Raw genomic sequence first — 14,100 nt, 5'->3', positions numbered from 1 at the left:
TTTAATCGCAAAATTTTTATTAACCTATTCCATAACTCAAATCAAAACTATTAAATTTTGTATTTCTCAAGTAGCTGATGCGCCGGGTGTCCACTCGGTGTCAGCTCAATAAGTCGTTCAACAGCATCAATTGCTTCTGGGTAGCGTGCCACATGCTTAAAGAGCATATCAGTTTCATTGGCTTTAAAAATCGCACTACTTAAACGTGACTCCAAACAGTCGCGCCATGCGCAAAGAAACGGACTTTCTGTTTTAGGCAATAACACACCTGAGCAAAGCTTTAAAGCCGTCTCGATATATGCAGCATCTAAGGCCTGCTCTGCTTGTAGGAAATCTGCTTCTATATGCGCCAAAATTCGGTAAGGGCGAGATCCCAACATTCCCCCCAACAGATCCCTTAATTGCGACATTTCTGCTTTAAGTGTGCCTATACTCACTTTTCGCTCACCATATAATGCCTGATGTAAGGTATCTAAAGTCATACCTTGTGGACATAGCGCTAAAATAGTCAGAATTTCAATTTGACGTGGTGTGAGCACCATCACTTTGCCATTAAAAAGCACTTGTGGCACACCAAAAGCACGAATATACAGTTGTTGACGCTGGTATTCCAATAATGCTGTTTGAATAATAGATGCACAGCGCTCTGCTGCCAGCAAACCAAGGCTATTATGATTTTTCCATGTGGTCGATAAATCAATTACCCCCAAAACATGTTTTGAATAAGGGTCGATGATTGGTGCTGCATAGCAAACCCAATCATGGATGGAACTCATATAATGTTCATTAGAAAACACACAACTCGATTGTTGAGTTTTAAGTGACAATGCCAATGCATTAGTCCCCACCAACTCCTCTCTCCACTGCCCGCCTTCTACAAAATGTACACTTTCCGCAGCATTACGCATTTGCTTACTTGAAGCACTCCAAATAATCGTACTACCAATATCACCCACAGCAACGACCATTGAGGACTGCTGTGCAATATGCTTGAGCTCATCCGCGCAGTAACTTAAAGCATGTTGTAATGCTGAACCTTGTGACATCGAACCTTCAGAAATGGGCGCTGCAAAACGATCCTTAGGAATCTCTGCCGAATTAGAACGCTGCCACGAACTTGCAATGCTTTTTCCGAGCTGTTCAGCTTGTACCGTCGAAATACTGCTGCTGGTTCTAAGCTTTTCTATTTCTTGTCTTTTCTGTATTAAATGTTGCATTGCCATCATTCCTTATTCTCAAAACAATTCCTGATACACATCCACTGTATTGCATGGTTGTAAACATTTGTCGGAAGCTTGTAAACCTGCATCCTTCCAACCTTTTTCCAACCTTATATTAGGTATGCTACTTAAATATTGTACTGATGTACCTTATACCAAAGCTGTAGATGCTTTTAAAAAATCAATAAGCAAAGGAACTTCAATATGCGCTACGTAGACCCTAACCAACCTGGTTCAAAAGTAGAATTTAAAGCACAGTATGAAAACTTTATTGGTGGCGAGTGGGTTGCTCCAATAAAAGGTGAATACTTTGAAAATATCTCTCCTGTCGACGGTAAAGCCTTTACTAAAATCCCACGTTCATCTGCTGAAGATATTGAGCTTGCTCTCGATGCTGCACACAAAGCTAAAGCACAATGGAATAAATCTTCTCCAACTACACGTTCTAATTTACTCCTTAAAATTGCTGATCGTCTAGAGGAAAATCTAGAGAAATTGGCTGTAGCTGAAACTTGGGATAACGGTAAACCAGTACGTGAAACCTTAGCTGCAGATATTCCACTTGCAATTGATCATTTCCGATATTTTGCAAGTTGTATTCGTGCACAAGAAGGTGGTATTTCTGAAATTGATGAAGACACTATTGCCTATCACTTCCACGAGCCATTAGGTGTTGTGGGACAAATTATTCCATGGAACTTCCCAATTTTAATGGCAACATGGAAAATTGCTCCAGCCCTTGCAGCAGGTAACTGTATTGTTCTTAAACCAGCTGAGCAAACGCCTGTAAGTATTTTAGTCTTGGTTGAACTGATTCAAGACTTACTCCCACCAGGCATTTTAAACATTGTAAATGGTTATGGAGTTGAAGTAGGTCGTCCACTTGCAACTAACCCTCGTATTGCAAAAATTGCATTCACAGGCTCAACCGCTGTTGGGCAAATGATTATGCAGTATGCAACTGAAAATATTATTCCAGTAACTTTAGAGCTTGGTGGTAAATCTCCTAACATCTTCTTTGAAGATATTATGGATCAAGACGATGATTATCTTGACAAAGCGCTTGAAGGCTTTGCTATGTTTGCGTTGAACCAAGGTGAGATTTGTACTTGCCCTTCACGTGCATTAGTTCAAGAAAGCATAGCCGATAAATTCTTGGAAAAAGCAATTGAACGTGTCAAACGCATCAAAACAGGTCACCCACTAGACACTGAAACGATGATTGGTGCACAAGCTTCTTTAGAACAACAAGAGAAAATTTTAGGCTGTATCGCAACAGGACGTAATGAAGGTGCTCAATTACTGACGGGTGGTAGTGAACGTAATGAAGTGGGTACAGGTTTCTATATCGAACCAACCATTTTCAAAGGCACAAACGACATGAAAATTTTCCAAGAGGAAATTTTTGGACCAGTGCTTTCGGTTACAACGTTCAAAGACTTTGATGATGCGATTAAAATTGCAAATGACACCATTTACGGTCTAGGTGCAGGAGTATGGTCACGTTCTGCTCATACGTCTTATCGCGCGGGTCGTGCAATTGAAGCGGGTCGTGTTTGGACCAACTGTTATCATATCTACCCTGCGCATGCGGCATTTGGTGGTTACAAAAAATCTGGCATTGGTCGTGAAAACCACAAAATGATGCTTGATCATTACCAACAAACTAAAAACTTGCTTGTAAGCTATGCCACTAAACCAATGGGCTTCTTCTAAGCATAAATATATTTGTGCATGATGTGTTTAGGGTGATTCGTTACCCTAAACACCTTCAACCTTCAACCTTCAACCTTCAACCTTCAACCTTCAACCTTCAACCTTCAACCTTCAACCTTCAACCTTCAACCTTCAACCTTCAAAAATAATAATTTATCTCTGCGTTACACACAAAATTAGACAGGATGTCTGATTGCTTGGTACTGAAATTGCTTAAACATTGTATGAACCAAGCCATCTATAAAAACTTAAGATATGGAGCTTCCTATGACAGACTCTCCGCTTAAAGATTCGATATCTTTATCAACACAAACAGTGCAAACTTCTGACGATTATTTTGAAAAAAGACAACTTAAACAAGGTGCTGTCGGCTGGCTACTTTTAGTCGGTTTAGGTGTGGCTTATGTCATTTCTGGTGACTTTGCAGGCTGGAACTTCGGTTTAGCTCAAGGTGGCTGGGGCGGTATGTTCATTGCAACAGTCGTAGTTGCCATTATGTATCTATGTATGTGCCTTGCCATGTCTGAAATGGCGACCATGCTTCCCACGGCTGGTGGAGGTTATAGTTTCGCCCGCACCGCTTTCGGCCCCTTAGGCGGTTATCTCACAGGTACTGCAATTTTAATCGAGTACGCCATCGCACCTGCTGCTATTGCCTGCTTTATTGGTGCTTATTGTGAATCATTATTTGGTATCGGTGGATGGATCATCTATTTGATCTGCTATCTGATTTTTATGGGCATTCATCTCAAAGGTGCGGGTGAGGCACTGAAAATCATCTTTGTGATTACCGCAGTTGCTGCTGTGGCCTTATTTGTATTTTTCGTCGCAATGGCACCCCATTTCAACAGTGCCAATCTGTTTAATATTGCTCAAACTGAAAATATTGGGGCAAGCAATTTCTTACCTATGGGCTATATTGGGATATGGGCTGCCGTGCCTTATGCAATTTGGTTCTTCTTAGCCGTTGAGGGTGTACCACTTGCAGCAGAAGAAGCTAAAGATCCATCTAAATCACTCCCGCGTGGTTTAATCGGTTCTATGCTTATCCTTGCTGCATTTGCCATGCTCATTTTGTTCCTTGGTGTTGGAGCAGCTGGTGCAGATCAATTAAAAGAATCAGGTGCCCCATTGGTCGATGCACTTGTTGCAGTCTATGGACCAAATACGTGGCTTGCTAGTTTTGTCAATTTTGTGGGGTTGGCCGGCTTAATTGCAAGTTTCTTCTCTATTATCTACGCCTATTCACGCCAAATTTTTGCCTTATCTCGTGCAGGTTATTTACCGACATCCCTATCACTCACAAATAAAAATAAAGCACCTTATTTAGCCATTATCATCCCTGGCATCATTGGCTTTTTACTGTCGCTAACTGGTGAAGGTGATCTACTCATTTTAATGGCCGTGTTTGGTGCGACTATTTCCTATGTTTTAATGATGCTGTCCCACATCAAACTCCGCATCAGTCGCCCTGAACTACCACGCCCATACAAAACACCAGGTGGCATTGCGACTTCATCTATTGCCTTAATTTTAGCCAGTATCGCAGTAATTGCAGGCTTTGTGGTCGACCCTAAAGTTTGGTTTATGGCGGCTGGTATCTATGTGGTATTTATTGCTTACTTCATCTTTTATAGTCGGCATAAACTGGTGCAAGGAACACCTGAAGAAGAGTTTGAAAATATTCGCAAGGCTGAGCAAGAATTATAAGAGGACCTTTCAAAATGGCTTATAAAACTTTGATTGGACATCACCATTATGTTTTTAATGACTTAAAAACGCTTATGGCAAAGGCAACACCATTGCGATCGGGAGATCAATTGGCAGGTGTTGCAGCTGAACATGCAACGGAACGTGTTGCTGCACAAATGGCTTTGGCAGAGGTTCCACTCAAACAATTTTTAACTGAGGCATTAATTGACTATGAACAAGATGAAATCACACGCTTAATCATTGATGAGCACCGTAGTGATTTATTTGCCCCTATTTCACATTTCACTGTAGGTGACTTTCGCAACTGGTTGCTCAGTGCAGACGCAAGTACAGAAAAGTTACAGCAACTTGCCTTAGGTTTAACACCTGAAATGGTAGCCGCTGTCAGTAAAATTATGCGTAATCAAGACCTGATTTTGGTGGCCAGCAAATGTGAAGTCATCACCCAATTTCGCAACACCATCGGTTTAAAAGGGCATCTTTCCACTCGTTTGCAACCCAATCACCCTACAGATGATCTCTTGGGGATATCGGCCAGTATTTTGGACGGACTGATGTATGGCAATGGTGATGCAGTCATAGGGATTAACCCCGCAACCGATAACCTCCAAAATTTATCAGAGCTCTTAAAACTCCTCGATCATATTATTCAAGAGCATCAAATTCCAACCCAATCCTGTGTGCTAACCCATATCAGTTCAGGCATTCAACTGGCTGAAAAAAATGTGCCGATTGACCTGATGTTTCAATCTATTGCAGGAACTCAACTTGCCAACGACGGCTTCGGGATTAATCTTGAGTTACTCCGTGAAGGTTATGAAGCGACACTCGCTTTGAAACGCGGCACTGTGGGACAAAACGTGATGTACTTTGAAACGGGTCAAGGCAGTGCTTTATCCAGCAATGCCCATCACGGCGTTGATCAACAAACCATAGAAGTTCGCGCGTATGCAGTCGCACGTAAATTTAACCCACTGTTGGTCAATACCGTGGTTGGATTTATTGGTCCAGAGTATTTATACAATGGCAAACAAATTATCCGAGCAGGTTTAGAAGATCATTTTTGTGGCAAGCTTCTCGGCTTACCAATGGGATGTGACATTTGCTATACCAACCATGCCGATGCTGACCAAAATGACATGGATGTATTACTCACCCTCTTTGGTGCAGCAGGGTTGAACTTTATTATGGGCATTCCAGGTTCAGACGATGTCATGCTGAACTATCAAACCACATCGTTTCATGATGCCTTGTATTTAAGACAGCTTCTGGGTCTAAAAGCCGCACCTGAATTTGATACGTGGCTCGCCGAACAAGGAATTTTTAAACAACAGCAACAATACATTCAGTGGCCTGAACACATGCCACCTCAGTTTGAAAAACTTTTACATATATAAGGAGCAACCTATGTCACTTGTTCCTCTCGAAAACTATCAATCCGAACAGCATCAGGATGTTTGGGAAAGTCTTAAAAAATTTACCGATGCACGAATTGCAATCGGACGTGCAGGTTGTAGTATTCCTACGCATGAAATGCTGAAATTCCAACTGGCCCATGCTGAAGCACAGGATGCAGTACATCAAGCTTTAGATGTCGATCTATTGGTCTCTAGTTTTAAAACCCAAAGTTTGGATAGTTTAACCGTACATAGCCAAGCCGAAGACAAGCAGGAATATCTAAAACGTCCAGACCTAGGGCGTTTGCTTAATAGTGAATCCTATCGTGGCTTACAAACGTTTAAAGCAAGTAACCCACAAGCTTATGATGTTTGTATTGTGATTGGGGATGGTCTTTCTGCACGTGCAATTGAAGAAAATGCCGTACCGTTTATTCAGCACCTCATCCCGCATTTGCAAGCTGAGCATTGGTCTATTGCTCCTATCGTTATTGCAACAGGCAGCCGAGTTGCTTTGGGTGACCAAGTTGCCGAATGCCTACACGCTACAATGTTGGTCATGCTGATTGGAGAACGCCCTGGTCTCAGCTCACCAGACAGCATGGGGATTTATTACACATGGAAAGCTAGTACTGGTACCCTAGACGCAAAAAGAAACTGTATTTCTAATGTTCGTCCTGCGGGTTTAAGTATTCTAATTGCAACACAACGACTAATGTCGCTCATGCGTGGTTCAAAAAAACTTGGCTATTCTGGGGTTGAGCTAAAAGACGAACACGAAATGGTGAGTCTGGACACTGCGCATGCCCCTAAACGTTTATTTTAATTCTGAAGCAGATTAGCCATTACTTTGGCTAATCTGCTCTCTATCTAACTTACTTTTGCAGTGCTTGCTCAACAAAATGTAAGCGATCTTGTCCCCAGTACATCTCATCCCGCACAAAGAATGTCGGTGCACCGAAAATGCCCCGTTGAATGGCCAGTTCCGTTTCAGTGATCAGTTTTTGCTTCACCACATCCGACTGAACCATACTCATGATGTCATCTACAGAAAAGCCACTTGGTTTTAACACCTCTGCTAAGACAGCAGGTTCATTAAGGTTTTTGGGCGTACCAAACATCGCATCGAATAAAAGTTTTAAAACTTGCTCAAACTTTTCTAAATGAAACAATTGAACGCCTGTCAAAATACGCATTAAGGTTAAAGTATTCATGGGAAAATGTGGGTTCATTTGCATGGGAATGCCGTAATAATCCGCCCAACGCTGCATATCTAACATGGAATAAATACCTTTACTCGGGATCTCTATCGGACTTCTATTCCCTGTCTCCTTAAATACGCCACCCAATAAAATAGGTTTATATATGATTTGAAAACTTTGTTGCTCGGCCATTTGCCGTAACCGATAGTAGGCCAAATAACTATACGGGCTGCCCAAGTCAAAATAAAATTCTACGGTTTTCATGCTTTGTCCTTTTACCACGTTTCCATCCAAGGTCTTAAATCCAACTCATGCGTCCATGCATCACGCGGTTGTTGCGACAAATGCCAATAATTTTCTGCAATATGTACAGGGTTTAAAATGCCATCCTGCTCTTTACGTGCATACAACTCTGGGAAAGTGTCTTTGATGAAGTCTGTATCAATTGCACCATCAACCACCACATGGGCTACATGAATATTTTTAGGTCCCAATTCACGCGCCATACTTTGGGCTAAGGCACGTAATGCATGCTTTGCACCTGCAAAAGCGGCAAAGTTTGCTGCACCTCTTATTCCTGCGGTTGCCCCTGTGAAGATAATGCTCCCTCGTTCCCGTAGTACCATTCGCTTCGCTACTTCACGCCCTGTCAAAAATGCACCGAAGCATGCCATCTCCCAAATTTTAAAATACTTACGTGCAGTTTCTTCTAAAATGCTACACGGCACATTCGCCCCAATGTTAAACACCAAAACATCAATTTCACCAATATTGGCTTCAATTTCTTCCACCAAAGCAATGACTTGATCTTCTTTACGTGCATCGGAAGCAAAACCATACGCAATCCCCCCTTCAGCCTCTATGTCCGCAATTAAGGGCTGGAGCTTTTCAGCATTTCTTCGCGTCATACAGCTGATATAACCGCCACGAGCAAAACGTTTGGCAATTTCCCCCCCTGTTGCATCGCCTGCACCAATCACCAATGCCACTTTCTTTTTAGCTTCGGTCAATTGCGACTGTTGTTCTTGCTGTGTTCTATCCATAAATATTTCCCTTTTATAAAATAACGATCGTTATTATAACGATCACTATGTTATAGTTTTCAAAATCAGTCAATAATATTTTGATGAAATCACTATGCGCTACAAAACAGGCTATAAAGAAGAAAAACGTAAAGAGTTACTTAAAATCAGTGCCCAACTGGCCAAAAAACAAGGTTTTGCCAATACTGGTGTCGATAGCTTTATGCAAGCCGCTCAAATGACCAGCGGCGCTTTTTATTCACATTTTTCGTCAAAACACGAATTATTTGAAGCACTCATTGAGTCAGAGCTACAACACAGTTTTCAGGTATGGCAAGCCAATCCTCATGAAAAACTATCTGACTGGATTGATTTTGAACTAGATCGCTATTTAGCTTTCTCTCATGTCCTGCGCCCAGATCATGGTTGTGTCATTCCCGCCTTAGCAACAGAAGTTGCACGTAGTAGCGAAAGCACAAAACAATGCTTTCAACAGGAAATGCTTCGTGGTCATGCTTTATTTACACAGCATCTAGGCAGTGAAACACAAGCTTGGGCTGTACTGTGCCAACTGGTCGGAGCTATTGTCATGGCACGCAGCATGGCTGATGAACATTTACAACATGAGATCTTAAACTCAAGTAAATGGATGATTAAAAATATGTTGCAACTTAAACAAAGTGAATGATTTCATTTGTCGTGTTTTTCTACATATTTTCTTCGTTCTTGACTTCAACTTCGGCTCATTTCCCTGTACATTTTTAGGCTCCTTAGTACCAATAAACGAGCCTGTCATGACTGTATTACCTGATACTATTTACGTCATTCAGCATCTTGCGTTTGAAGATCTAGGCGCATGGGAAGATGTGTTATATCAATTGGGTTATCGGGTACGATATTTTGAAGCAGGTAAAGATGACTTAGCTAAAGCATTAAGTTATGACGGTTTAACCGTCATCTTAGGTGGCCCTATCGGGGTGTATGAAACCGAAGACTACCCATTTCTACAACAAGAAATAGACCTACTGAAAGTGCGTTTAGAAAAAAATTTACCCACTTTAGGCATTTGCCTCGGCGCACAGTTAATCGCACATGCTTTGGGTGCAAAAGTGTATGCAGGTCATAGTAAAGAAATTGGCTGGAGTCAGTTACAGCTCCATACTCTTGAGCATAATCCATTGCAAGCACTTAGAGGAACTGAAGTCCTGCATTGGCATGGGGATACGTTTGAACTCCCTGCGCAGGCTGAACTTTTAGCCAGCTCAGAGGTTTATCCTAACCAAGCGTTTCGTGTAGGCAAAAACATTCTCGGTTTACAGTTCCACCCTGAAGTCGCCACCGATGGTTTAGAAAAATGGTTGATCGGGCATACCGCAGAGCTGCGCCAAGCACGGATTAATATTCCAGCCCTACGTGCAGACAATCTACGTTTTGCAGCACCCTTAGAGCAAGTCTCAGGTCAGGTTATAGCAACGTACATGCAACAGCTGGTTGAAGTGAAAACTGCTTCTTAATACAAATGAAAACGAGTTCAAACTTTATAGAGTATAGTGATACCTTACCCATTCTTTTAGTATTGCTTATCTGACATGCTATAAAAAAGCACCTCTGAACTCTTTCTAGTAGGTGCTTTTTTAAAATATATCACTTATTTTTTAACCCTATTGGGCTACGGTGTGAGCTCAATATTCAAAGCACATATTTTCATCTTTCTCAAAATAAAAAGAGTAACTAAGTTAGTTATAAATATACAGCTCCAGAAAAATATAGTGATATTTCAGATAAGAATAAAATCAAAGCATCGAATGGCAAGAATATGTAGAAAATCTTACAAATAAATAAAGTATTATTTATAAAGTCCAATGATTTTCAACTAGGGGCATATAAAGAAGTTCTTATTAGCAGGCGCTCTTTCAATTCAAACACAGAACTCTAGACTTTATATTTTAATATTCAACGACAATTAATAATTTAACAAATGAGAATAATTCTCTTTCATTTTATGGGTTATTTCTTTATATTTATCCCGTTTTTCCAACTATATAAATATTTAGGGGTACTAGTGAAACACTCTTTCATAATTCTTACTTTGGGGCTGTTAATAACTACACTTTCTGGTTGTGCAACATCTCGTGGACTGATTCAAGTCCCTACACTTCATAATCCTGCATCTTATCAAGAAGCAGCAAATTCTAAAAAAGTAGTGATTGCACTCGTTGAAGATGACCGAACTTTCGAAGATAAACCTGCAACTGCCGACATCCCATCTTTAAAAGATGGCTTGGCTAAGGCAACTGAAGCAGATAAAGCAAAAGCTGTTGCTCGTAAAAGAAATGGATATGGAAAAGCTTTAGGTGATATTTTGTTAGAAAAAGAAACTGTCTCAGAATTATTACAAAAACGTACTACCCTCGCTCTCGAACGATCTGGGTATGTAGTTCTTGAAAATAATGAAACTAACCGAGCAAATGCCGACTTTGTTCTCAACATTAAAATCAATAAGTTTTGGTCATGGTTCCAACCAGGATTTGCATCCATCAAAATCCATTCTGAAATTGACACAGATATTAGCAATACAAAAAATTTAGCTGCTGAACCTGTTCATGTTTACAGTAAAGTAGTTAAATCTGCACAAGTTGCCAATGGCACCAAATGGATTGAAAATATTGACAATGTCCTAAATGACTACGAAACCAAATTAATATCATCCTTAACAAAAGTAACACCATAACAGATTAATACATATATCCGAGTATAATTAGATGAATAAAGTCCTAAAAAAGGCTTTATTCATCCACATATTTGGTTTTAAGATAACCCCAAAAGAATCAAACATTGCAAGCCGTAAAGATTAATCAATAAATCAGCTACTCACTTTTATTTTTCTATCATAATGGGTGGGTGGGTCAGATTAATCTAGCCATTTTTTATTAAATTCCCTATCTATATAGATGAAAAATTTATGATTCCCCATCAAATAAGTATTTTAATTAAAAAAGGATCTTTCTAATATTCAGCTTAAAATAAATATTTGCAGTAAATACATAGTTATTCTATTCAACATACATGCTTTTCTAAGGGAGGAAATCATTAGTGTGAAATTCACCAATTGATTTTATGACTTTTCCACTAACTATTAAGTTCAAGAAGCTTTAGGACTGCTGTCTGCGCATTTTTTTGCTGAATTTCTAATAATTAAATAGCATTACTTCTAAAAAATCATAGTAATGCACAAGTTTAAACCACGTTAAATAAATTCCGATACTCGCATTTTGGGTAAAATTTCTATAAACCTATTAGTTTTATTATTATTTTGAGCAGAAGGATCACATTTTTTGTGAGGATGTTAGAAACAAAAAAGCTTACCAAGGCTCTCTCCTTCCTTGATAAGCTTTTGTATTACAAAAATTATTTTGCAACCGATGCTTCAGTCGTGATATTCACTGTGATCTTATCACCTACGTTCGGCACATAAGCTCCTACACCAAATGCAGAACGGTCGAATGAAGTTGTCGCATTGAAACCAATAGATTGAGCTTTCGTCATTGGATGCTCACCTTGCTTATTCAATACAGCATCCAATACAACAGGCTTAGTCACGTTTTTAACAGTTAAGTCACCTGTGATTTTGTATTTGTTTGCACCAACTGCTTGTACTTTAGTACTTTTAAAAGTGATGTTTGGATATTTTGCTGCATCAAAGAAATCTGCACCCTGTAAGTGCTCATCCAAAGCTTTTACATTGGTGTTCAAGCTAGATAATGGAATCGTTACATTCACATACGAATTTGCAGGTTTTGCATTATCAACATTAATGACACCCTGAATGTCGCTAAAGTTTGCAGATGGTGTTGAAAAACCGAAGTGGTTCCATGAAAACACTGTTGCAGTATGTGTAGGGTCAATTTGATATGCTACAGGTTTCGCCATAGCAAATGTCGTTGCAGTTGCAACAGCCAAACCGATTGTTAAAGCTTTAAAGTTCATGTTTTTATCTCACACTGGAATACTGTTTAGTTTATAGAGTTTTACAGCGAATACACCCATAAAGATAAAACGATATGTTGCAAGTTTAGAACGATAAATTTGTTCTAAAATGTAGTCTTAGCACTACATTTTATATTGAATAAAACCTGTTTTCTTCGCGACTTTATTATAGAGTTGCTGAGCGACTAAATTATCCTGATGGGTAAGCCAATAGACTCGATCACATGCTCGCTTTTCGGTATGCATTTTGACATGTTCGATTAAAGCTCTTGCAACCCCTAGCCCACGATACTCCTCATGCGTAAATAGATCTTGTAGATATGCATAAGGCTTTAACGTCCAACAACTATCATGTTCGATAACATGCACAATGCCTACAACCTGACCTGCTATAATTGCGGCAAAACCATACATATGTTCACATTTAGAACCAGTCAGTTTATGCCACGTGTTTTCAGATATCTGTTCCAATAAATCAGCCTGATAAAATACTTGATAAGCTCGCCATAATGTAGACCAGATCGATTGATCTATTTCTGTCAACGACACAATATGAATATTTTGTACTTTCATTTTGCTCTCAAAGGGATGTTGATTTTTTGTATGGCTTATATTTAAACCGAAATCTACCCAAAGAAAAAGCCTTATTGAATCACTTCAATAAGGCTTCTTTTAGACGTGAAAACCATCATAATTTTTCAATCAAAATCCGATCAATCAGCTTCATACCCGTCTGTTTTTCATGGTTTTTACGGCGAATCTTAATTTGCTTATCCTCTGCCAAGTCTTGCAATAGTAGTTCAACCGCCACCATCGCTTCCAAAGGTAGATCTGGTCCAATCCACTTCTGTTCGCCCGCATCCATTAACACGACTTCGTCATGAATTTGATCATATAAGCTCATATCTTCACCTAAAATTTATGCAACTACTGGCATCAGTATTTTGCATGTTGTATATGTCATTCAAAATAAAAGACGCCCCTAAACTGGGGCGTCTTTTTAACAGTCAACCGAGGGGGATTAAGCTGTCAATTCTTTTACTGCAGCAACGACCGCTTCAGTGGTAATACCGAAGTATTGGTATAAGTCTTTCGCTGGTGCAGATTCACCATAAGTCGTCATACCAATTACACGACCATCAAGACCTACAAACTTCCACCAGTAATCTACGTGCGCTGCTTCAACAGCAACACGTGCACGAATATTTGATGGAAGAACCGCTTCACGGTACGCTACATCTTGTTTCACAAACTCTTCTGCGCATGGCATAGATACGACACGCACACCTTCAAGCTGTGCATGTGCTTCCATTGCTAAAGATACTTCAGAGCCTGTCGCGATAATAATCGCTTTTAATTCGCCCTTTTCTTCAGCCAATACATAACCACCTTTCGCTATATTTGCAATTTGTGCATCTGTACGTGCTTGGAATGGTAGGTTTTGACGAGAGAAGATCAACGCAGTTGGGCCTTCTGAACGTACAAGTGCAGATTTCCAAGACACAGCGGCTTCAACGGTGTCACATGGACGCCAAGTATTTAAGTTTGGTGTACCGCGTAAAGATGCAATTTGCTCTACAGGTTGATGCGTTGGACCATCTTCACCCAAACCAATTGAGTCATGTGTATATACATGGATTACACGTTGTTTCATCAACGCAGACATACGTACTGCATTACGCGCATATTCCATAAACATAAGGAATGTTGCAACGTAAGGAATGAAACCACCGTGAAGCGCAACACCGTTTGCAATTGCAGTCATACCAAACTCACGTACGCCATAGTGTACGTAGTTACCCGCTGGATTGTCTTGAACACCTTGGCAACCTTTCCAAAGTGT

General features: G+C 40.1%; 14 protein-coding genes. 7 read left to right on the top strand and 7 right to left on the bottom strand.

Annotated features, from left to right (window positions below; translation table 11 throughout):
• Positions 1-50 precede the first annotated feature (50 nt).
• Positions 51-1,226 (bottom strand): helix-turn-helix domain-containing protein, encoded by a 1,176-nt coding sequence (locus B4F08_RS06170; RefSeq protein ID WP_086210169.1) that lies wholly within the window; start codon positions 1,224-1,226, stop codon positions 51-53.
• 198 nt (positions 1,227-1,424) lie between these two features.
• On the opposite strand from B4F08_RS06170, the gene B4F08_RS06165 reads away from it, so the two are divergent.
• From B4F08_RS06165 to eutC, 4 genes are all read left to right on the top strand, one after another.
• Positions 1,425-2,936: an aldehyde dehydrogenase family protein gene (locus B4F08_RS06165; RefSeq protein WP_086210170.1), complete on the top strand. Its 1,512-nt coding sequence runs from the start codon at positions 1,425-1,427 to the stop codon at positions 2,934-2,936.
• Positions 2,937-3,203: 267 nt separating this feature from the next.
• Complete coding sequence (eat, locus tag B4F08_RS06160) at positions 3,204-4,646, top strand: ethanolamine permease (RefSeq protein ID WP_086210172.1); 1,443 nt, start codon at positions 3,204-3,206, stop codon at positions 4,644-4,646.
• Between the two features lie 14 nt (positions 4,647-4,660).
• Entirely contained in the window at positions 4,661-6,046 is a 1,386-nt protein-coding gene (locus B4F08_RS06155) for an ethanolamine ammonia-lyase subunit EutB (RefSeq protein ID WP_291373834.1), read from the top strand.
• A 10-nt stretch (positions 6,047-6,056) separates the two neighbouring features.
• Positions 6,057-6,872 carry an ethanolamine ammonia-lyase subunit EutC gene (eutC, locus tag B4F08_RS06150; RefSeq protein ID WP_291373832.1) on the top strand — a complete coding sequence of 272 codons (816 nt, stop codon included), beginning with the start codon at positions 6,057-6,059 and terminating at the stop codon, positions 6,870-6,872.
• Between the two features lie 49 nt (positions 6,873-6,921).
• Here eutC and B4F08_RS06145 read toward each other — a convergent pair whose 3' ends face one another.
• The gene (locus B4F08_RS06145; protein ID WP_291373830.1) at positions 6,922-7,512 is read right to left on the bottom strand and encodes a 2-hydroxychromene-2-carboxylate isomerase; all 591 of its coding nucleotides are present in this window, start codon (positions 7,510-7,512) and stop codon (positions 6,922-6,924) included.
• An 11-nt stretch (positions 7,513-7,523) separates the two neighbouring features.
• Positions 7,524-8,291 carry an SDR family oxidoreductase gene (locus tag B4F08_RS06140; RefSeq protein WP_151707437.1) on the bottom strand — a complete coding sequence of 256 codons (768 nt, stop codon included), beginning with the start codon at positions 8,289-8,291 and terminating at the stop codon, positions 7,524-7,526.
• A gap of 94 nt (positions 8,292-8,385) precedes the next feature.
• Here B4F08_RS06140 and B4F08_RS06135 point away from each other — a divergent pair, with 94 nt between their 5' ends.
• From B4F08_RS06135 to B4F08_RS06125, 3 genes are all read left to right on the top strand, one after another.
• The gene (locus B4F08_RS06135) at positions 8,386-8,958 is read left to right on the top strand and encodes a TetR/AcrR family transcriptional regulator (protein WP_291373829.1); all 573 of its coding nucleotides are present in this window, start codon (positions 8,386-8,388) and stop codon (positions 8,956-8,958) included.
• 106 nt (positions 8,959-9,064) lie between these two features.
• Positions 9,065-9,784 (top strand): glutamine amidotransferase, encoded by a 720-nt coding sequence (locus tag B4F08_RS06130; protein ID WP_291373828.1) that lies wholly within the window; start codon positions 9,065-9,067, stop codon positions 9,782-9,784.
• Positions 9,785-10,347: 563 nt separating this feature from the next.
• Positions 10,348-11,001 (top strand): flagellar biosynthesis protein, encoded by a 654-nt coding sequence (locus B4F08_RS06125; protein ID WP_414632455.1) that lies wholly within the window; start codon positions 10,348-10,350, stop codon positions 10,999-11,001.
• Positions 11,002-11,678: 677 nt separating this feature from the next.
• On the opposite strand, the gene B4F08_RS06120 is transcribed toward B4F08_RS06125, so the two are convergent.
• The 4 genes from B4F08_RS06120 to B4F08_RS06105 form a co-directional block, all read right to left on the bottom strand.
• A complete protein-coding gene (locus tag B4F08_RS06120; RefSeq protein WP_086210178.1) occupies positions 11,679-12,257 on the bottom strand; it encodes a YceI family protein in 579 nt (192 codons plus the stop codon).
• A 123-nt stretch (positions 12,258-12,380) separates the two neighbouring features.
• Positions 12,381-12,830 (bottom strand): GNAT family N-acetyltransferase, encoded by a 450-nt coding sequence (locus B4F08_RS06115; RefSeq protein ID WP_291373826.1) that lies wholly within the window; start codon positions 12,828-12,830, stop codon positions 12,381-12,383.
• A gap of 115 nt (positions 12,831-12,945) precedes the next feature.
• Positions 12,946-13,161, bottom strand: a complete 216-nt coding sequence (locus B4F08_RS06110) for a hypothetical protein (protein ID WP_004696769.1) — start codon at positions 13,159-13,161, stop codon at positions 12,946-12,948.
• A gap of 117 nt (positions 13,162-13,278) precedes the next feature.
• Positions 13,279-14,100 (bottom strand): transketolase-like TK C-terminal-containing protein (locus tag B4F08_RS06105; protein WP_291373819.1); only part of this gene is annotated, 822 nt, incomplete at its 5' end.

Origin of the sequence: Acinetobacter sp. UBA6720, assembly GCF_002454215.1 — a bacterium.
Taxonomy (GTDB): Bacteria; Pseudomonadota; Gammaproteobacteria; order Pseudomonadales; family Moraxellaceae; genus Acinetobacter.
Note: the sequence above shows the minus strand (reverse complement) of the source record. Positions and strands in the feature narration are given on the sequence as shown.

Bases quoted from the DNA above. Each gene is read 5' to 3' on its own strand.
- B4F08_RS06170 (WP_086210169.1), bottom strand. From the start codon at position 1,226: ATGATGGCAATGCAACATTTAATACAGAAAAGACAAGAAATAGAAAAG.
- B4F08_RS06165 (WP_086210170.1), top strand. From the start codon at position 1,425: ATGCGCTACGTAGACCCTAACCAACCTGGTTCAAAAGTAGAATTTAAA.
- eat (WP_086210172.1), top strand. From the start codon at position 3,204: ATGACAGACTCTCCGCTTAAAGATTCGATATCTTTATCAACACAAACA.
- B4F08_RS06155 (WP_291373834.1), top strand. From the start codon at position 4,661: ATGGCTTATAAAACTTTGATTGGACATCACCATTATGTTTTTAATGAC.
- eutC (WP_291373832.1), top strand. From the start codon at position 6,057: ATGTCACTTGTTCCTCTCGAAAACTATCAATCCGAACAGCATCAGGAT.
- B4F08_RS06145 (WP_291373830.1), bottom strand. From the start codon at position 7,512: ATGAAAACCGTAGAATTTTATTTTGACTTGGGCAGCCCGTATAGTTAT.
- B4F08_RS06140 (WP_151707437.1), bottom strand. From the start codon at position 8,291: ATGGATAGAACACAGCAAGAACAACAGTCGCAATTGACCGAAGCTAAA.
- B4F08_RS06135 (WP_291373829.1), top strand. From the start codon at position 8,386: ATGCGCTACAAAACAGGCTATAAAGAAGAAAAACGTAAAGAGTTACTT.
- B4F08_RS06130 (WP_291373828.1), top strand. From the start codon at position 9,065: ATGACTGTATTACCTGATACTATTTACGTCATTCAGCATCTTGCGTTT.
- B4F08_RS06120 (WP_086210178.1), bottom strand. From the start codon at position 12,257: ATGAACTTTAAAGCTTTAACAATCGGTTTGGCTGTTGCAACTGCAACG.
- B4F08_RS06115 (WP_291373826.1), bottom strand. From the start codon at position 12,830: ATGAAAGTACAAAATATTCATATTGTGTCGTTGACAGAAATAGATCAA.
- B4F08_RS06110 (WP_004696769.1), bottom strand. From the start codon at position 13,161: ATGAGCTTATATGATCAAATTCATGACGAAGTCGTGTTAATGGATGCG.